General features: G+C 56.0%; 15 protein-coding genes and 1 riboswitch. Of the genes, 5 read left to right on the forward strand and 10 right to left on the reverse strand.

All coding sequences use genetic code 11. The features are described 5' to 3' along the window. Window positions 1-3 precede the first annotated feature (3 nt). Window positions 4-1,713, reverse strand: coding sequence for a ribulokinase (gene araB / locus ACOTX4_RS14555; protein ID WP_023315377.1), 1,710 nt, complete (start codon window positions 1,711-1,713; stop codon window positions 4-6). Window positions 1,714-2,050: 337 nt separating this feature from the next. On the opposite strand from araB, the gene araC reads away from it, so the two are divergent. Together araC and ACOTX4_RS14565 are read left to right on the forward strand one after the other, a co-directional pair. Next, window positions 2,051-2,896, forward strand: a complete 846-nt coding sequence (araC, locus tag ACOTX4_RS14560) for an arabinose operon transcriptional regulator AraC (RefSeq protein ID WP_003856402.1) — start codon at window positions 2,051-2,053, stop codon at window positions 2,894-2,896. Between the two features lie 118 nt (window positions 2,897-3,014). Then, complete coding sequence (locus ACOTX4_RS14565; RefSeq protein WP_023324146.1) at window positions 3,015-3,782, forward strand: DedA family protein; 768 nt, start codon at window positions 3,015-3,017, stop codon at window positions 3,780-3,782. A 477-nt stretch (window positions 3,783-4,259) separates the two neighbouring features. On the opposite strand, the gene thiQ is transcribed toward ACOTX4_RS14565, so the two are convergent. The 4 genes from thiQ to sgrR all read right to left on the reverse strand — a co-directional run bounded on the left by thiQ (window position 4,260) and on the right by sgrR (window position 9,338). Further along, the gene (gene thiQ / locus ACOTX4_RS14570; RefSeq protein ID WP_032608486.1) at window positions 4,260-4,961 is read right to left on the reverse strand and encodes a thiamine ABC transporter ATP-binding protein ThiQ; all 702 of its coding nucleotides are present in this window, start codon (window positions 4,959-4,961) and stop codon (window positions 4,260-4,262) included. Further along, window positions 4,945-6,555: a thiamine/thiamine pyrophosphate ABC transporter permease ThiP gene (gene thiP, locus ACOTX4_RS14575; RefSeq protein WP_045330934.1), complete on the reverse strand. Its 1,611-nt coding sequence runs from the start codon at window positions 6,553-6,555 to the stop codon at window positions 4,945-4,947. The genes thiQ and thiP overlap by 17 nt, the downstream gene beginning before the upstream one ends. Beyond that, window positions 6,531-7,514 carry a thiamine ABC transporter substrate binding subunit gene (gene thiB / locus ACOTX4_RS14580; protein WP_003856391.1) on the reverse strand — a complete coding sequence of 328 codons (984 nt, stop codon included), beginning with the start codon at window positions 7,512-7,514 and terminating at the stop codon, window positions 6,531-6,533. Before thiB ends, thiP begins: the two co-directional genes overlap by 25 nt. A 31-nt stretch (window positions 7,515-7,545) precedes the next feature. After that, window positions 7,546-7,646: riboswitch (TPP riboswitch) on the reverse strand. 36 nt (window positions 7,647-7,682) lie between these two features. Further along, the gene (gene sgrR, locus ACOTX4_RS14585) at window positions 7,683-9,338 is read right to left on the reverse strand and encodes an HTH-type transcriptional regulator SgrR (protein ID WP_023324147.1); all 1,656 of its coding nucleotides are present in this window, start codon (window positions 9,336-9,338) and stop codon (window positions 7,683-7,685) included. Between the two features lie 88 nt (window positions 9,339-9,426). Between sgrR and sgrT the strand changes: the two genes are divergently transcribed. Together sgrT and ACOTX4_RS14595 are read left to right on the forward strand one after the other, a co-directional pair. Continuing rightward, complete coding sequence (sgrT, locus tag ACOTX4_RS14590; protein WP_003856388.1) at window positions 9,427-9,579, forward strand: glucose uptake inhibitor SgrT; 153 nt, start codon at window positions 9,427-9,429, stop codon at window positions 9,577-9,579. Between the two features lie 121 nt (window positions 9,580-9,700). Beyond that, entirely contained in the window at window positions 9,701-10,879 is a 1,179-nt protein-coding gene (locus ACOTX4_RS14595; protein ID WP_421635395.1) for a sugar efflux transporter, read from the forward strand. 58 nt (window positions 10,880-10,937) lie between these two features. Here ACOTX4_RS14595 and leuD read toward each other — a convergent pair whose 3' ends face one another. The 5 genes from leuD to leuL form a co-directional block, all read right to left on the reverse strand. Next, window positions 10,938-11,543 carry a 3-isopropylmalate dehydratase small subunit gene (gene leuD / locus ACOTX4_RS14600; protein WP_003856384.1) on the reverse strand — a complete coding sequence of 202 codons (606 nt, stop codon included), beginning with the start codon at window positions 11,541-11,543 and terminating at the stop codon, window positions 10,938-10,940. 10 nt (window positions 11,544-11,553) lie between these two features. Continuing rightward, on the reverse strand, window positions 11,554-12,954 hold the full coding sequence (gene leuC, locus ACOTX4_RS14605) for a 3-isopropylmalate dehydratase large subunit (protein ID WP_045330941.1): 1,401 nt from the start codon (window positions 12,952-12,954) through the stop codon (window positions 11,554-11,556). A gap of 2 nt (window positions 12,955-12,956) precedes the next feature. Continuing rightward, window positions 12,957-14,048, reverse strand: a complete 1,092-nt coding sequence (leuB, locus tag ACOTX4_RS14610) for a 3-isopropylmalate dehydrogenase (protein ID WP_045330944.1) — start codon at window positions 14,046-14,048, stop codon at window positions 12,957-12,959. Then, complete coding sequence (leuA, locus tag ACOTX4_RS14615) at window positions 14,048-15,619, reverse strand: 2-isopropylmalate synthase (protein WP_032608494.1); 1,572 nt, start codon at window positions 15,617-15,619, stop codon at window positions 14,048-14,050. The genes leuB and leuA overlap by 1 nt, the downstream gene beginning before the upstream one ends. Before the next feature lie 91 nt (window positions 15,620-15,710). Beyond that, window positions 15,711-15,797, reverse strand: a complete 87-nt coding sequence (leuL, locus tag ACOTX4_RS14620) for a leu operon leader peptide (RefSeq protein WP_057979999.1) — start codon at window positions 15,795-15,797, stop codon at window positions 15,711-15,713. Between the two features lie 628 nt (window positions 15,798-16,425). Here leuL and leuO point away from each other — a divergent pair. Beyond that, the gene (gene leuO / locus ACOTX4_RS14625) at window positions 16,426-17,370 is read left to right on the forward strand and encodes a transcriptional regulator LeuO (protein WP_023324151.1); all 945 of its coding nucleotides are present in this window, start codon (window positions 16,426-16,428) and stop codon (window positions 17,368-17,370) included. Window positions 17,371-17,617: the final 247 nt, after the last annotated feature.

The following is a 17,617-nucleotide window of genomic DNA, read 5'->3' on the forward strand; positions in this document are numbered from 1 at the left end:
TCCTTAATGTGTCAGGGTTGCCGTAGTGTCCGCGGTGCTTTTGGCCGGGGCGGCGACAGGGAGATAGTGAAGTTCGGCGCTTTTTGCCCATTGCTGGTAGCGCTGATAAAGCTGTTCGAAGCGTTGTGCCTGCTGAGTCTGCGGATGGAGCGTATTTTCGACGGCGCTCGCCATATGCTGTTGCGCGGTCGGGATATCCGCATGGACGCCTGCGGCCACGGCAGCGAAAATCGCGGCACCCAGCGCACAGCACTGATCGGAGGCCACAATTTGCAGCGGCCGGTTCAGCACGTCGCAGCAGGCCTGCATAATCACCGGATTTTTACGGGCGATCCCGCCCAGCGCCATCACGTTGTTCACGTCAATGCCCTGGTCGATGAAGCACTCCATGATGGCGCGCGCGCCGAACGCGGTGGCGGCGATCAGGCCGCCAAACAGCGCGGGCGCGTCGGTCGCGAGGTTGAGATCGGTAATCACTCCTTTCAGACGCTGGTTGGCAAACGGCGTACGACGGCCGTTGAACCAGTCCAGCACCACCGGCAGGTGGTCGAGAGACGGATTTTTTGCCCAGGCGTCGGTGAGCTGCGGCAGGAGCTGTTTTTTGCTCGCCGTAATCTGCGTTTTCAGTTCAGGATGGGCGGCAGCCAGCTGATCCAGCGGCCAGCCGAGCACGCGGCCAAACCAGGCATAGATATCACCGAAGGCGGACTGGCCCGCTTCAAGGCCGATAAAATCAGGCACCACGCTGCCGTCAACCTGGCCGCAGATGCCTTTCACCGCGCGGTCGCCGACGCTGGCTTTATCTGCCGTCAGAATGTCACAGGTGGAGGTGCCGATAACTTTCACCAGCGTGTTGGGCTGCGCACCCGCGCCCACGGCCCCCATATGGCAGTCGAACGCGCCGCCGGAAATGGTCACGTTTTGCGGCAGACCGAGGCGTTTCGCCCACTCTTCGCAGAGCGTGCCGACCGGAATATCGGCGGTGAAGGTGTCGGTGAACAGCGGGTATGTCAGGTTTTTGTTGATGATCGGGTCGAGTTCATCGAAGAACGCTGCCGGAGGCAGACCACCCCAGCTGTCATGCCACAGCGATTTATGCCCGGCGCTGCAACGGCCGCGGCGAATATCCTGCGGACGCGTGGTGCCGGAGAGCAGGGCGGGAACCCAGTCGCACAGCTCAATCCATGACGCCGCTGCCTGTGCGACCGACGCGTCCGCGCGGGTAACGTGCAGGATCTTGGCCCAGAACCACTCGCTGGAGTAAATCCCGCCGATGTAGCGGGAGTAGTCAGTTTTGCCCGGCTGATGGCATAAGCGGGTGATGGCTTCCGCCTCTTCCACGGCGGTATGGTCTTTCCACAGCACAAACATGGCGTTCGGGTTGTCGGCAAACTCCGGTCGCAGCGCCAGTACGCGGCCTTCGGCATCGACAGGGGCAGGCGTTGAGCCGGTGCTGTCGACGCCAATCCCCACGACATCGGCCCGCTGGGCGTCGGTCAACTCCGCCAGAACGGTTTTGATCGCCGCTTCCATCGACTCGATGTAGTCCCGCGGGTGGTGACGGAACTGGTTGTTTGGCGCATCGCAGTAGCGCCCCTCTTGCCAGCGCGGATACCACTCAACGCTGGTTGCTATCTCCTGGCCAGTCGTACAGTCCACTGCCAGCGCGCGAACTGAGTCGCTGCCAAAATCGAGGCCAATTGCAATTGCCATGGTGTTGCTCCATCCAAAAAACAGGTATGGAAGAACATTAGAGACTAGGGACAAAAATCGTCAGGCAGGATCCGCTAATCTTATGGACTAAATTGCTGTAGCCACGCAAAGTGTGACGCCGTGCAAATATTCTATGTGGACATTTCTGCCGCACTTATAGACACTTTTGTTACTGCTTATCCGCCCGTGCTGGCGGAGAAATCAGGGGGAAAGGCTGAAACATGGCGGACGTAAAAGAGGCGTGATGCTTTTTGGATCTTTTCGCGGGCCATTTTTATACTGCTTTTATCGATATGGACAATTGGTTTCCTTCAGGACCCTTGGGAGAACTGAATCTATGGCCGAACCGCAAAACGATCCCTTACTGCCGGGCTACTCATTTAACGCCCATCTGGTGGCGGGACTGACGCCAATTGAGGCCGAGGGATATCTCGATTTTTACGTCGATCGCCCTCTTGGCATGAAGGGATATATCCTGAACCTGACCGTACGCGGAGAAGGCGTCGTCAAAAATGGGGATCAACAGTTTATCTGCCGCCCCGGTGATATGCTGCTGTTCCCGCCGGGGGAGATCCATCACTACGGGCGCCACCCGGATGCCAAAGAGTGGTATCACCAGTGGGTCTATTTCCGTCCGCGCGCCTACTGGCAGGAGTGGCTCTCGTGGCCGGCCATTTTCGCCCATACCGGTTTATATCGCCCGGATGAGGCGCATCTGGCGCAGTTCCGTGAGCTGTTCGCACAGATTATTGAGGCAGGGCAGGCGGGCGGGCGCTACGCCGAACTGCTGGCCATCAACCTGCTTGAACAGGTGCTGCTGCGCCGCATGGAGGCCATCAACGAGTCGCTTAATCCGCCGCTGGACAACCGCGTCCGCGACGCCTGCCAGTACATCAGCGACCACCTTGCCGACAGCCAGTTTGATATTGCCAGCGTCGCCCAGCATGTGTGCCTGTCGCCGTCACGGCTGTCGCATCTGTTCCGCCAGCAGCTTGGCGTGAGCGTACTCAGCTGGCGCGAGGATCAGCGCATCAGCCAGGCGAAACTGCTGCTCAGCACCACCCGAATGCCTATCGCCACCGTCGGGCGTAACGTCGGCTTTGAAGATCAGCTCTATTTCTCTCGCGTGTTTAAGAAGTGCACCGGTGCCAGCCCGAGCGAATTCCGTGCGGGATGTGAATAATCGGTAAACATTCAGGTGAACTTCAGGCGCATCTTGTAAACTATTCAGACAATTGATGCCTTGACGCGGTGCAGGGCGCTAAGCAGAATCGCTGATTCGTTTTCTGACCGGAATAGTTATGCAGGCATTGCTGGAACATTTTATTACCCAGTCCGTTATGTATTCGCTCATCGCCGTGGCGCTGGTGGCGTTTCTGGAGTCGCTGGCGCTGGTCGGGCTGATCCTGCCCGGCACCGTGATGATGGCGGGGCTTGGGGCGCTTATCGGCAGCGGCGAGGTCAATTTCTGGCAGGCGTGGATGGCCGGTATTATCGGCTGTTTGCTGGGGGACTGGATCTCCTTCTGGCTGGGCTGGCGCTTTAAGAAGCCGCTGCACCGCTGGTCGTTCATGAAAAAAAACAAAGCGCTGCTGGATAAAACCGAGCATGCGCTGCACCAGCACAGCATGTTCACCATCCTCGTGGGGCGCTTCGTTGGCCCAACGCGTCCGCTGGTGCCGATGGTGGCCGGGATGCTGGATCTGCCCGTCGCGAAGTTTGTGGTGCCGAATATCATCGGCTGCGTCTTCTGGCCGCCGTTCTACTTCCTGCCGGGTATCCTGGCGGGCGCGGCGATTGATATTCCTGACGGTATGCAAAGCGGTGAGTTTAAATGGCTGCTGCTGGGCACGGCGGTGCTGCTGTGGCTGGCGGTCTGGCTCTGCTGGCGCCTGTGGCGCAGCGCGAAAGCCAGTGTTGATCGTCTGACGCGCTATCTTCCGCGCACTCGCCTGCTCTGGCTGGCCCCGCTGACGCTGGGGGTGGCCGTGGTGGCGCTGATCGCGCTGATCCGCCACCCGCTGATGCCGGTGTACGGCGAGATCCTGTTAAAGGTGGTGAGCCGTTAAGGTGTTTTCCCTCTCCCTGTGGGCTGAGGGTTCCCCACAAAATAATGCCTGCACAGACGGCCCCCTCTCCCTTGAGGGAGAGGGCTGGGGTGAGGGGGAACATACGGCTCTGGTGGTCATTCCGTTCACTATATGTTCCTTGCTACTCTGTCACGACATGGCCGGTGAACGTGCCAGGGTGGCTCAGTCGCCACCACCCTGGCGACCCGGGCTCCCGGCGGAAAATCGCCGCTTCGCGGTACCTTCGGCTTATTCCTTCAGGCTATCGGGTCGGGCATGAGCCTGCATCCATGCAGGCCACGCCCTCTCGACGCATCCCTGCGCCTCGCCCCGGCCTACAGGAAACGCCTCAGCGATTTACAGCCGGACCAGGGCATCGCTGTAAGCCCTCAGTTATTCTGAAGGCAACGTTATCGCTTTTGCTTTCAAATTACTGGGGATCCCTCTCCCCTGTGGGAGAGGGCAAGGGTGAGGGCATCAGACCTCACGAATACCTAAAAGTGAAGATGCCCCCGCCTTACCACTCAGAAGTTCTTCTGTTTCCCCATCCCACAAAATACGTCCCTCCGCGATCACCACCGATCGCGGCGCGATGCGTGCGGCATCTTCGATGCTATGCGAAACCATCAGCATCGTCAGTTGTTCGCGCTCGCAAACCTCCTCAACCAGCGAGAGCATTTCCTGACGCAGAGCGGGGTCGAGCGCCGAAAAGGGTTCATCGAGCAGCAGCAGCGGCTGCTTGCGCACCAGGCAGCGCGCCAGCGCCACGCGCTGGCGCTGGCCGCCGGAAAGCTCACCCGGTAGTCTGTTGATAAACGCAGCCAGGCCCATTTGTTCGGCGATCGCCTCCAGCGTCTGACGCTGCGCAACATTGAGCTTCAACCCCGGATCCATACCCAGCGCGATGTTCTGCCACACCGTAAGATGATTGAACAGATTGTTTTCCTGGAACAGCATCGACACCGGGCGCTTAGCCGGCGGAGCGTAGGTATACTCGCCATTATCAATGACGATCGACCCGCTGGCAGGCTGTAAAAAACCGGCAATCAGATTGAGCAGGGTACTTTTTCCGGCCCCGCTGGGGCCAAGCACTGCGATTCGCTCTCCCTGACGAACGGAGAGGGTAAAACGCATTGGCAGGTGCTCATAAAGCCAGGTTACATCAGTCAGTTTTAACATCACGCCCCGGAAGTTTTTCGATAACGGTAAATAACGCAAAGCACAGCAGCAACAGGAGTAGCGCCGTGACGGCGCCGTCCTGGCTACGATAGGAGCCAATTTGCTGATAAAGCCAGAACGGCAGCGTGCGGAAATCCTCGTTGCCGAAGAGGGCCACAACGCCAAAATCGCCAATCGACAGCACGCAGGCAAACGCCAGCGCCTGGGCCAGCGGACGCTTTAGCGCGCGCAGTTCGACCACCTTCAGACGCTGCCAGCCCTGCATGCCCAGCGACTGACACAGCAAACTGTAGCGGCTGTTGACGTCGCGCATCGGGTTTTCCAGCACCTTGAGCGCGTAAGGGATGGCCATCAGTGCGTTGGTAAAAATGACGATGCCGTCGGCGCTTTCCGGCAGGCCGATGGTGCTGTTGAACAGTAAAAAGAATCCGGTCGCCAGCACAATGCCCGGCATCGCCAGGATCAGCATACCCGTCAGCTCCAGCGCGTGTGCGGCTTTACGGGCATGACGCGCGTACAGCTCGCGGCTGCTCCAGAGCAGCATCATGGTCAGGATCACGCACAGGATCCCGGCTGCCAGCGCGATGCGCAATGAGGTCCACGTCGCCTGCCACAGGACAGGCTGTTGCAGTACCGACAACACATTGCGATTCAGGCCACCAACAATAACGGCCAGCAGCGGGGGCAGCAGAAGCAGGAGTGCCAATGCGATTAGCATAAAATCCGCGACGCGGCTGTGCAGGCTGTCCTGCGGATCGCGCCAGCCTGTCAGGTTATTGCTACCTGTGGGGATCGCTTTACTTAGCCGCTGGCTGAGTAACACCAGCGCCAGGCAGCAGACCATCTGCACGATCGCCAGCAGCGCGGCGCGGCCCGGATCGTAGTCGTAACTTAAGGCCTGATAGATCGCCAGCTCAATGGTGGTGGCCTGCGGCCCGCCGCCGAGAGAAAGTACGGTCGCGAAGCTGGCGAAGCAGAGCATAAAGATTAGCGCGGCAACCGGAGCAATCTGGCGTCGCAGCCACGGCCATTCGACAAAGCGGAAGAACGACCAGCCGCGCATGCCAAGCTGGGCGGCAATCTGACGCTGCTCACCGGGAATGTTTTCCAGCGCCTGTAAAAAGAGGCGCGTCGCCATCGGCATATTGAAAAAAATATGCGCCAGCAGAATGCCTTTCAGGCCGTAAGGGGAGAAGGTCCATTCCAGACCAAGCAGGTTGAAGAGGGATGCCAGCCAGCCCTGCCGACCGTAGACGCTCAGAATGCCGAACACCGCCACCAGCACGGGCAGGATCAGCGTCATCGCGCACAGCCGCAGCAGGGCAAGCCTGCCGGGGAAACGTCTGCGATAGAGGGCGCGTGCAAGGAAAATGGCCGGGATCGCCGACAGCAGCGCGGAGAGAAACGCCTGCCAGAAGGAGAAGCGGATGACGTGCCAGAGATAGCTGTCGTGCCAGAGGGCGAGCAGATCGCTCTCTGGCGCGTTAAACCACAGCGCAAGGAATGCACCCAGGCTGACGACGACCATCAGTACGGCGGCGAGCAGCCCGGGAACTAACCAGCCGGGGATCAGCGGCTGACGGCGCGTTGCCATTCACTAATCCATGCGGCGCGCTGGGCGGCAACCTGCTGCGGCGTAAATTCCAGTGAGGTTTGCGGCTTGTTTAGCTGCTCAAAGCCTGCCGGCAGCGCAACGTCAGTGACCGGGTACATCCAGTTGCCGGTCGGAATAGCGTTCTGAAATGCCGGGGAGATCATAAATTTCAGGAATTTTTCGGCAAGCTCCGGCTGTTTGCTCGCGGCGGTGCGGGCGGCCACTTCCACCTGCAAATAATGCCCTTCAGCAAAGTTCGCGGCGGCGTAGTTGTCTTTCTTCTCGGCGATAATGTGGTAGGCCGGAGAGGTAGTGTAGCTCAGCACCAGGTCGCTTTCGCCTTTCAGGAACAGGCCATAGGCTTCGCTCCAGCCTTTGGTGACGGTAACGGTTTTCGCGGCCAGCTTCTGCCACGCTTCCGGCGTTTTATCCCCGTAAACTTTTTGCATCCACAGCAGCAGCCCCAGACCCGGCGTGCTGGTACGCGGATCTTCGTAAATCACGCGCCATTTCTGGTCACTTTCGACCAGCTCTTTCAGGCTTTTGGGCGGATTCTTCAGCTTGTTTTTATCGTAGACAAACGCAAAGTAACCGTAATCAAAGGGAACGAAGGTGTCGTTTTTCCAGCCGCCCGGTACGTTAACGGCATCTGCCGCCACGCCGCTTTTGGCGAACAGTCTGGTTTGGGTGGCGGCTTCCAGCAGGTTGTTATCCAGCCCGAGCACCACGTCGGCTTTGCTGTTTTTGCCTTCCATGCGCAGCCGGTTAAGCAGCGAGACGCCATCTTCCAGCGCCACGAATTTCAGCTCGCAGTTGCAGTCCGCTTCAAAGGCTTTTTTTACCACCGGGCCAGGGCCCCAGTCGGCGGAGAAGGAGTCGTAGGTGTAGACCGTCAGAACAGGCTTAGCAAAAACAGGCAGCGCAAACAGCGCCAGCAGAGGAAGAACGTTTTTTAACACTTTGCACCTCAGGGTTGAGTGGCAAAGGATTTTGAGAGACAGCCTCAAATCCCTTCGCCGGCGTTATCCGGATCAGGTTCGACGGGTATTATCTCAGCGCACATCAGTGATGCAGCACCCCGTTGAGAACGGCGCTATTGTAATGATTTGGTGAATATTACGAAAGCGTTATGGCTCCGGCGGCGCAAACCAGGCGGATTTAAAATCAAACCAGCCCAGGGTGTTCATCCGCAGGCCGCGCATGCTGCGCTGGCCCTGGATCAGCAGCCAGTGGTGAATCAACGGTACGATCGTCTGCCCGGCCAGTAATTCCTGACACCAGGCGGCCAGATCCATTTCTCCTGCCCGCCACCGTGCGGCGTCCTGCTGCCAGTCCCGGTTGATACAGTGCTGAATCAGGGGCACTTCGTACAGGTGAGAAAAGAGCGAGAAATCAAGCGGCAGCGTAAAGTTTGCGCTGTTGAGCCAGATATCGCTGATGACGTCTCCGCGATGCCATTCATCATAATCGACTTCCTGTATCGCCAGCGTCACGCCTTCGGCTGCCAGCAGCGTGCTCATGATCCTTGCGATAAACCTGTGCTCAATGTGATCGCGATAGTAGCTGAGGGTGATGGTCTCCAGTCCGGCAGGTTTTTCACTGCGCACTGGCTGCGCATGGTGCCAGCGCGGAAGCAGGCCATAGGCCGGGAACCACCAGGTCTGGTATTGCTCCTCTGCGTGATAAATCAGGTTAGCAGGGGCAAGAATATGGCTGATCCACCTGCGTACGTCGTGGTTTGCCCCGCGATGGCTGCGGCTATCAAAGAGCAGGTAGTAGCATCCCTCCTCCAGGCGGCTTTCGAACGCCTTTTCACCGGCTGTTGGCCCTTCCAGGGTCAGGCCTGCGCTCAGCTCTTCGTTGAGATCCGGTAACACCCAGACGTTCACTTCGTCGATCAACGCCCTGTAGCCAAAGTAATCATCAAAGGCGCGGATCTTCAGCTGATTACTGTTGTTTCGTGTAACGGAGTAGGGGCCCGTACCAATCGGCTGGCTGGAAAAATTGTTCAGGGAGCGCCACTCGGCAGGCAGGATCATTGAGGGGACGTAGCCCAGAAGCCACGGAAGCCATTTGTCCGGCTGCGATAGCTCAATATCCAGCGTCCAGGCCGTTGGGGAGTGGATCCGCGCGATATGCGAATAGAGCGGCAGCGTGCGGGCGCGCTCTAAGGAATCGATAACGTCGCGCATCTCCAGCTCGCGTCCATGGTGGAAATGAATGCCGGGGCGTAAGAAAAAGCGCCAGTGGCGCGGGGAAAGCTGTTGCCAGTGGTGCGCGATATCCGCCTCCAGTTCCCCGTTTTCCTCATTTATCCGCGTCAGGCCGCTGAATATCTGCCGGGCCATGTGGGTTTCAGAACGCCGTAACGCCGTGCCGGGCAACAGATTTTTCATCGGACGGTAGTAGAGCACCCGCAGAATGTGGCGTCCCTGACGAAAGCTGCGTCCCAGATGCGAGACCAGCATCTGGCGCACGGCGGCTTTGTCGCCCACCAGCTGGACCAGCTGATCGATGCGGTCCTGCTCCAGCAGATCCTCCGCCCGCTGTTGCTGTAGCGCCAGGCCGGTATAAAGGAAAGTCAGGCGCGAGCGCTTGCCGCGTCCGGCTTCAGCCTCCCAGTTTAGCCAGCCCTGCTGCTGCATGGTGTTGAGGAGGGTACGCATATGACGCCGGGAGCAGTTGAGGAGTTCAGCCAGCTCGTTCAGCGTGGTCTCCTGCGATTGCCCCTCGCAGCACTGCCAGAGGCGGATAAATTGTTGTTGCAGACGACCAGAAGGCATAAAAGGGGAACTCCTGACAAAAAATCAGCAATTTATTAATCCCTATATTAAGCCAATAATCCTTATCGATGAAGCGAGGAGGTAAATTATGAAGAGGTCTACCGCACGTCAGTTTTATCAGCACTATTTTTCAGCGACAAAGGGAGTGTCCTGGCTGGCCCGCCAGTGCGCAGAGCAGCGGCTGAGAATACTGGAAGATCTGATGCAGTGGGACGTTACGAAACCGACCTCTTCTCGCTAACTCGCCTCGATCATGTGTGACTGAGTATTGGTGCTAATCACCCGCCAGCAAAATGTTTTTTGCTGGCTTTTTTCGTTTACTATTTCACCCAATTTCGATTCGCTTTCATAAGGACTTGCGCATGCTCTGGTTGATGACGATGGGGCGACGCCTGAATGGCGTGTACGCCGCTTTTATGCTGGTGGCCTTCATGATGGGCGTAGCCGGCGCGCTACAGGCGCCGACGCTGAGCCTGTTTCTCAGCCGCGAGGTGGGGGCGCAGCCGTTTTGGGTGGGCCTGTTCTACACCGTCAACGCCATTGCCGGGATCCTCGTCAGCCTGTGGCTGGCGAAACGGTCCGACAGCCAGGGCGATCGCCGCAAGCTGATCCTCTTTTGTTGCGCAATGGCCGTGGGCAACGCGCTGCTGTTTGCCTTCAACCGCCATTACCTGACGCTCATTACCTGCGGCGTGCTGCTGGCCTCTCTGGCGAACACCGCCATGCCGCAGCTCTTCGCCCTGGCCCGGGAGTACGCCGACAACTCGGCGAGGGAAGTGGTGATGTTCAGCTCGGTGATGCGTGCGCAGCTCTCTCTCGCGTGGGTCATCGGTCCCCCGCTGGCGTTCATGCTGGCGCTGAACTACGGCTTCACCACCATGTTTTCCATCGCGGCGGGGATTTTTGTCATCAGCCTGGCGCTGATAGCCTTTGCGCTGCCATCGGTGGCGCGCGTAGAGCAGGTGACGGACAAGCCCATCACGCAGGTGAGCGGCTGGCAGGATAAAAACGTCCGCATGTTGTTTATCGCCTCCACGCTGATGTGGACCTGTAACACCATGTACATCATCGATATGCCGCTGTGGATCAGCAGCGATCTGGGCTTACCGGACAAGCTTGCGGGGATCTTAATGGGCACCGCTGCCGGGCTGGAAATTCCGGCGATGATTCTGGCGGGTTACTATATAAAACGTTTCGGTAAACGGAAAATGATGGTGGTTGCGGTTGCAGCCGGGGTGTTGTTTTATCTTGGGCTGATCTTATTCCATTCGCGCGAAGCGCTGCTGGCGCTTCAGCTGTTTAATGCTGTGTTTATTGGCATCGTTGCCGGGATCGGCATGCTCTGGTTCCAGGATTTAATGCCGCGCCGCGCCGGGTCGGCGACCACGCTTTTTACCAACAGCATTTCGACCGGAGTGATCCTGGCGGGGGTGATTCAGGGGGCGCTGGCGCAAAGTTACGGGCATGGCTCAGTTTACTGGGTGATTGCCGCGATTTCGGTGGTTACGCTTGGGCTGACTTGCCGGGTTAAGGATGTCTGATTCTGGAAGGCGGCTTTACGAAACAAATCAATGGCCCGCTTTTTGCGGGCCATTGTCTTTAGCCCATAAACGCAGGCTGTTTTTTCTCGTACGCGGAGATGGCGTCTTCGTGCTGGAGAGTTAAACCAATGCTGTCCAGACCGTTCAGCATGCAGTGGCGACGGAACGCATCAATGCTGAAGCTGTAGGTTTTATCCCCGGCTTTCACCACTTCCGCTTCCAGATCCACTTCAAACGAAATCCCCGGGTTTGCCTGCACCAGCGCAAACAGTTCATCGACCTGTTCGTCACTCAGCGTCACCGGCAGCAGCTGGTTGTTGAAGCTGTTGCCGTAGAAGATATCCGCGAAGCTTGGGGCGATAACCACCTTAAAGCCGTAGTCGGTCAATGCCCATGGCGCATGTTCACGCGACGATCCGCAGCCAAAGTTTTCCCGCGCCAGCAAAATGGAGGCGCCTTTGTATTCCGGAAAGTTCAGGACGAATTCCGGGTTTGGCACTTCGCCTTTATCGTCGAGGAAGCGCCAGTCGTTGAACAGATGCGCACCAAAACCCGTGCGCGTCACTTTCTGCAAAAACTGCTTAGGAATGATCGCGTCAGTATCGACGTTAGCGGCATCCAGCGGGACAACACGGCCCGTATGTTGGGTAAATTTCTCTGCCATGATTGTCTCCTTATTTCAGGCTGCGAATATCGGCGAAATGACCGGTGACTGCCGCAGCGGCGGCCATTGCCGGGCTGACCAGGTGGGTGCGCCCACCGCGGCCCTGACGGCCTTCAAAGTTACGGTTGCTGGTGGAGGCACATCGCTCGCCCGGATTCAGGCGGTCGTTGTTCATCGCCAGACACATGGAGCAGCCGGGCAGGCGCCATTCGAAGCCTGCTTCGATAAAGATCTTATCCAGACCCTCCGCTTCCGCCTGGGCTTTCACCGGACCGGAGCCCGGCACAACCAGCGCCTGCACGCCCGGCGCCACTTTGCGGCCTTTAGCAATTTCTGCCGCAGCGCGTAAATCTTCAATACGGGAGTTGGTACAGGAGCCGATGAACACTTTATCAATGCTCACGTCGGTCAGCGGTACGCCGGGTTTCAGCCCCATATAGGCCAGCGCCTTTTCTGCACTGGCGCGCTCGACCGGATCGGCGAAGGAAGCCGGGTCAGGAATGCTGTCGTTGACAGAAATCACCTGGCCCGGGTTGGTGCCCCAGGTGACCTGCGGGGCGATCTCTTCCGCCTGTAACGTCACAACGGTATCAAAAATTGCCCCCTCGTCCGTTTTCAGGGTTTTCCAGTACGCTACCGCGTCGTCAAAATTATGACCTTTCGGCGCATGCAGACGCCCCTTCACATAGTTGAAGGTGGTTTCGTCTGGGGCCACCAGTCCTGCTTTGGCGCCCATCTCAATGGCCATGTTGCACAGGGTCATACGACCTTCCATGCTCAGCGCCTGGATAGCATCTCCGCAGAACTCAACGACGTGACCGGTGCCGCCTGCACTGCCGGTTTTGCCGATAATCGCCAGCACGATATCTTTCGCGGTGATACCCGGCGCGGCTTTCCCCTTCACTTCAATCTTCATGGTTTTGGCGCGGCCCTGCTTCAGGGTCTGCGTCGCCAGAACGTGTTCAACTTCAGAGGTCCCAATCCCGAACGCCAGCGCGCCAAATGCGCCGTGGGTTGCGGTATGGGAGTCGCCGCAGACGATGGTCATGCCTGGCAGGGTAATCCCCTGCTCAGGCCCCATTACGTGGACGATACCCTGATAGGGGTGGTTCAGATCGTACAGCTCCACGCCAAACTCGTTACAGTTCTTAATCAGCTCCTGCATCTGGATACGCGCCATCTCGCCAGAAGCATTGATGTCTTTGGTCTGGGTGGAAACGTTGTGATCCATCGTGGCAAAGGTTTTACCCGGCTGACGCACCGGGCGCTTGTGCGCGCGCAGGCCGTCAAATGCCTGAGGAGAGGTCACTTCATGTACCAGATGACGGTCGATGTACAACAGTGGGGTTTCGTTTGGTGCTTCGTAGACCACGTGCGCATCAAACAACTTCTCATATAACGTCTTAGCCATGATTACACCCCTTCAGCGACATAGCGGGCAATGATGTCGCCCATTTCATCGGTACTGACTGCCGCCGTGCCGCGTGCTAAATCACCGGTACGGACACCTTCTTCTAACGCCCGGTTAATGGCGTTTTCAATTGCGGTTGCTGCATCGCCTGCATCCAGGCTATAGCGCAGCAGCAGAGCCAGGGAGAGGATCTGCGCAATCGGGTTGGCGATATTTTTGCCTGCGATATCCGGCGCGGAGCCGCCCGCCGGTTCGTACAGGCCAAAGCCTTCTTCGTTCAGGCTGGCCGAGGGCAGCATACCCATGGAGCCGGTGATCATGGCGCATTCATCCGAGAGAATATCGCCGAACAGGTTGGAGCACAGCAGCACGTCAAACTGAGACGGATCTTTGATCAGTTGCATCGTTGCGTTGTCGATATACATATGCGACAGCGCAACGTCCGGGTACTGCTTAGCGACTTCACTGACGATTTCGCGCCACAAAATAGACGACTGGAGCACGTTTGCTTTATCAATAGAGGTCACTTTACGGCGGCGTTTGCGCGCTGACTCAAACGCGATATGGGCGATACGTTCGATTTCAAAACGGTGATAGACCTCGGTATCAAACGCTTTCTCATGCTGACCGCTGCCTTCGCGACCTTTTGGCTGACCGAAGTAGATGCCGCCGGTCAACTCACGCACGCACAGGATGTCGAAACCGTTGGCCGCGATATCCGCGCGCAGCGGGCAAAACTCTTCCAGCCCCGGGTACAGTTTCGCCGGACGCAGGTTGCTAAACAGTTTGAAGTGCTTACGCAACGGCAGCAGCGCACCGCGCTCTGGCTGCTCTGCTGGCGGCAGGTGTTCCCATTTTGGGCCGCCCACGGAGCCAAAAAGAACGGCATCGGCATTTTCGCAGCCTTCTACAGTCCCTTTCGGCAGGGGAGTACCGTTATTATCAATCGCAATACCGCCCACGTCGTAGTGGCTGGTGGTAATTTTCATCGCAAAACGCGAACGAACAGCTTCCAGTACTTTCAGCGCCTGTGCCATCACTTCCGGGCCAATACCGTCACCCGGCAACACAGCAATATGGTAATTCTTCGACATCACACGGTTTCCTTGTTGTTCTCTTTATTCTGAGCTTTGCGTTGCAACTCTTTTTCGACTTCGGCGGCGCGCCAGATGTTGTTCAGGACATGCACCATCGCTTTCGCGGAGGATTCGACGATATCTGTCGCCAGACCCACACCGTGGAAGCGGCGACCGTTGTAGTTGACGACGATATCAACCTGGCCCAGGGCGTCTTTACCGTGCCCTTTTGCCGTCAGGTCGTATTTCACCAGCTCTACGTCGTACTCAGTGACGCGGTTAATCGCCTGGTAAATGGCATCCACAGGGCCGTTACCGTTGGCGGCTTCCGCTTTAATTTCATCGCCGCAGGCCAGCTTGACGGAGGCGGTAGCGATATCGCTTGAGCCTGACTGAACGGTGAAGTAGTCCAGACGGAAGTGTTCTGGCTCTTCCTGCTGTTTATTGATGAATGCCAGTGCTTCCAGGTCGTAATCGAAGACCTGGCCTTTCTTGTCAGCCAGCTTCAGGAATGCGTCGTACAGCTGATCCATGTTGTAATCGCTGTCCTTATAACCCATCTCTTCCATACGGTGTTTTACCGCCGCGCGGCCAGAGCGCGAGGTCAGGTTCAACTGAACCTGGTTCAGACCGATGGATTCCGGAGTCATGATTTCGTAGTTTTCACGGTTCTTCAGCACGCCATCCTGGTGAATACCGGAGGAGTGCGCGAAGGCACCCGTGCCGACGATCGCTTTGTTGGCCGGAATCGGCATGTTGCAAATCTGGCTGACGGTCTGGCTGGTGCGCCAGATCTCGTTGTGATTGATGCGGGTGTGCACATCCATGATGTCTTTGCGCACCTTGATCGCCATGATCACTTCTTCCAGCGAGCAGTTGCCCGCGCGTTCACCGATACCGTTCATCGCGCCTTCTACCTGACGCGCGCCGGCGTGGACGGCTGCGATGGCATTGCCCACGGCCAGACCCAAATCATCGTGGGTGTGGACGGAGATAATCGCTTTATCAATATTCGGTACGCGGTCATACAGGCCGGTGATGATATTGGCGAACTCAAACGGCATGGTGTAGCCGACGGTATCAGGGATGTTGATGGTTTTGGCGCCGGCATTGATGGCGGCTTCCACCACACGGGCCAAATCGTCAATCGGCGTGCGGCCTGCATCTTCACAGGAGAATTCGACGTCATCAGTGTAGTTACGCGCGCGTTTGACCATATACACCGCACGTTCAATCACTTCATCCAGCGTACTGCGCAGCTTGGTCGCAATGTGCATGGGGGAGGTGGCAATGAATGTATGGATACGGAAGGCTTCTGCAACTTTCAGGGATTCCGCGGCCACATCAATATCTTTCTCTACGCAGCGAGCCAGACCGCACACGCGGCTGTTTTTGATGGTGCGGGCGATGGTCTGCACTGACTCGAAATCACCTGGCGAGGAGACGGGAAAGCCGACTTCCATTACGTCTACACCCATGCGTTCGAGGGCCAGAGCAATTTGCAGTTTTTCTTTAACACTCAGGCTCGCCTGTAATGCCTGTTCACCGTCACGTAAAGTAGTATCGAAAATAACGACTTGCTGGCTCATGGGTTAGGTCCTTGTCAGTCTTAGGGCGCCTTGCTACGAGCATAAAAAAACCCGCGCAGTGGCGCGGGTTTTTAGTTTTACTGAAGACGATTCAACGCTGAATTTCGCCCGCCAGTCTACCGCGCACAGTGGATGCGTTTAGTAGTAGTAGACCGGTGAAACGAAGGGTGCGAATCATGAATCGTGCTCCAGGTGAATGCGATATGCTTTTAGTGGTACTGGATACGCCAACTCATGTCAACCCCTCTCAGGCAAAACGGCCACTTAGCACAGGATAAACACATTAGCTAATTGTGCTGGTTTTTGCATGTCTAACCGATTTTATTGTCTATTATTGGACTGGCGATTCATCTCTGGAATAATTTGAATATAATTGGTAGCAATTGAACATACTATTTTTACCAATGTGCTGTGAAATGGAAACTGTTTCATATCATTGATTTATAAATTACATGAATGATTTGCGGGTGAGTAAGTTATCAAAATTGATATCATTTTGTTAATGAAAATGCGATGTATGCCATTAATAGTTTAATAACACTTAAGTCATTATTAATGAGTGCGTTGATTGTGCATTTGTCTGATTTATGGTTTCATGCCCACATTAAAGTTTGAGATATCTTTTGAACGATTTTTAGCTCTTCATTTATGGGATGCGTAAAGTCGCTCGTTGAATGGGATTTCTTTATATATTCCGAATTTTAAATAATTTCCTTTCGCTTGTTGTATATGCATGGTAAATCATATTTTTCGAAGTTATTACTGTACCTTGGCAAAGGGAATTTAGCGTGACGGTGGAGTCAGAAATGCCAGAAAATAATATTAACCAACCACAGACTTATGATGGGGTTAAGCCTCAGTTGCGCACAGTGGATCTCAATCTGTTAACTGTATTTGATGCAGTTATGCAGGAGCAGAATATTACGCGAGCAGCGCAATCTCTGGGAATGTCTCAACCTGCCGTGAGTAATGCCGTAGCCAGACTTAAGGTGATGTTTAACGACGAGTTATTCGTCCGCTATGGAAGAGGTATCCAGCCCACGGCGCGTGCATTCCAGCTATTCGGTTCGATTCGTCAGGCGCTACAGCTGGTACAAAATGAGCTTCCCGGCTCGGGTTTTGAACCCTTAAGCAGTGAACGGGTTTTCCATCTCTGTGTTTGCAGTCCGTTAGACAATTATTTGACGTCTGTTATATATAATAAAGTTGAACAGATTGCTCCTAATATTCATCTCGTTTTTAAATCATCATTAAATCAAAATACTGAGCACCAGCTTCGTTATCAGGAAACGGAGTTCGTTCTGGGCTATGAAGAGTTTCGCCGTCCAGAGTTTGCCTGTGTTCCATTGTTTAAAGATGAAATGGTGTTAGTCGCCAGCAAAAAACATCCCCGTATGAATTCTCCGCTGCGTGAAAGCGATGTTTACAGCGAGCAGCATGCCGTGGTTGCTCTGGACAGATATGCCTCATTTAGCCTGCCGTGGTATGACACTGCCGATAAACAAGCCAGCGTGGCCTATCAGGGAATGGCGATGGTCAGCGTATTGAATGTCGTTTCTCAGACGCAGCTAGTCGCTATTGCACCGCGCTGGCTTGCTGAAGAGTTCTCCGATTCGCTGAGCCTGCAAATTTTACCTCTGCCGCTCAAGCTGAATAGCCGTACCTGTTATCTTTCCTGGCATGAAGCGGCGGGGCGGGATAAAGGGCATCAATGGATGGAAGAGCTGCTGGTCAATATTTGTCGTCGATAAGACAGGATGAATAAACCGCATGGTGCCATGCGGTTTATTCTGTGGTTTTTTATGCAAGCAATATTTTGTTCTGTGCGCATTTTTTCAGACACTCAGGGAGGCTTAAAAATAGATGATTTCCTGATCCATCCTCTTTTTAAGAGATGAATTATTAGCGTCTCCCCTCATAGCAGATGAATTCACCATATTCGTGTCTGACAGCTGTTTTTTCTGCTTTTATTGCCCATTCCCGCATTCCGTTTGCTAA

The sequence above is a fragment of the Enterobacter cloacae complex sp. IR5459 genome, from assembly GCF_049238005.1.
GTDB lineage: Bacteria > Pseudomonadota > Gammaproteobacteria > Enterobacterales > Enterobacteriaceae > Enterobacter > Enterobacter hormaechei_C.

Coding starts and splice junctions, on each gene's coding strand:
- leuD (WP_003856384.1), bottom strand. CDS start 11,543: ATGGCAGAGAAATTTACCCAACATACGGGCCGTGTTGTCCCGCTGGAT.
- leuB (WP_045330944.1), bottom strand. CDS start 14,048: ATGTCGAAGAATTACCATATTGCTGTGTTGCCGGGTGACGGTATTGGC.
- thiP (WP_045330934.1), bottom strand. CDS start 6,555: ATGGCAACGCGCCGTCAGCCGCTGATCCCCGGCTGGTTAGTTCCCGGG.
- leuO (WP_023324151.1), top strand. CDS start 16,426: ATGCCAGAAAATAATATTAACCAACCACAGACTTATGATGGGGTTAAG.
- sgrT (WP_003856388.1), top strand. CDS start 9,427: ATGAAGAGGTCTACCGCACGTCAGTTTTATCAGCACTATTTTTCAGCG.
- araB (WP_023315377.1), bottom strand. CDS start 1,713: ATGGCAATTGCAATTGGCCTCGATTTTGGCAGCGACTCAGTTCGCGCG.
- leuA (WP_032608494.1), bottom strand. CDS start 15,619: ATGAGCCAGCAAGTCGTTATTTTCGATACTACTTTACGTGACGGTGAA.
- leuC (WP_045330941.1), bottom strand. CDS start 12,954: ATGGCTAAGACGTTATATGAGAAGTTGTTTGATGCGCACGTGGTCTAC.
- thiQ (WP_032608486.1), bottom strand. CDS start 4,961: ATGTTAAAACTGACTGATGTAACCTGGCTTTATGAGCACCTGCCAATG.
- ACOTX4_RS14595 (WP_421635395.1), top strand. CDS start 9,701: ATGCTCTGGTTGATGACGATGGGGCGACGCCTGAATGGCGTGTACGCC.
- ACOTX4_RS14565 (WP_023324146.1), top strand. CDS start 3,015: ATGCAGGCATTGCTGGAACATTTTATTACCCAGTCCGTTATGTATTCG.
- leuL (WP_057979999.1), bottom strand. CDS start 15,797: ATGATTCGCACCCTTCGTTTCACCGGTCTACTACTACTAAACGCATCC.
- sgrR (WP_023324147.1), bottom strand. CDS start 9,338: ATGCCTTCTGGTCGTCTGCAACAACAATTTATCCGCCTCTGGCAGTGC.
- araC (WP_003856402.1), top strand. CDS start 2,051: ATGGCCGAACCGCAAAACGATCCCTTACTGCCGGGCTACTCATTTAAC.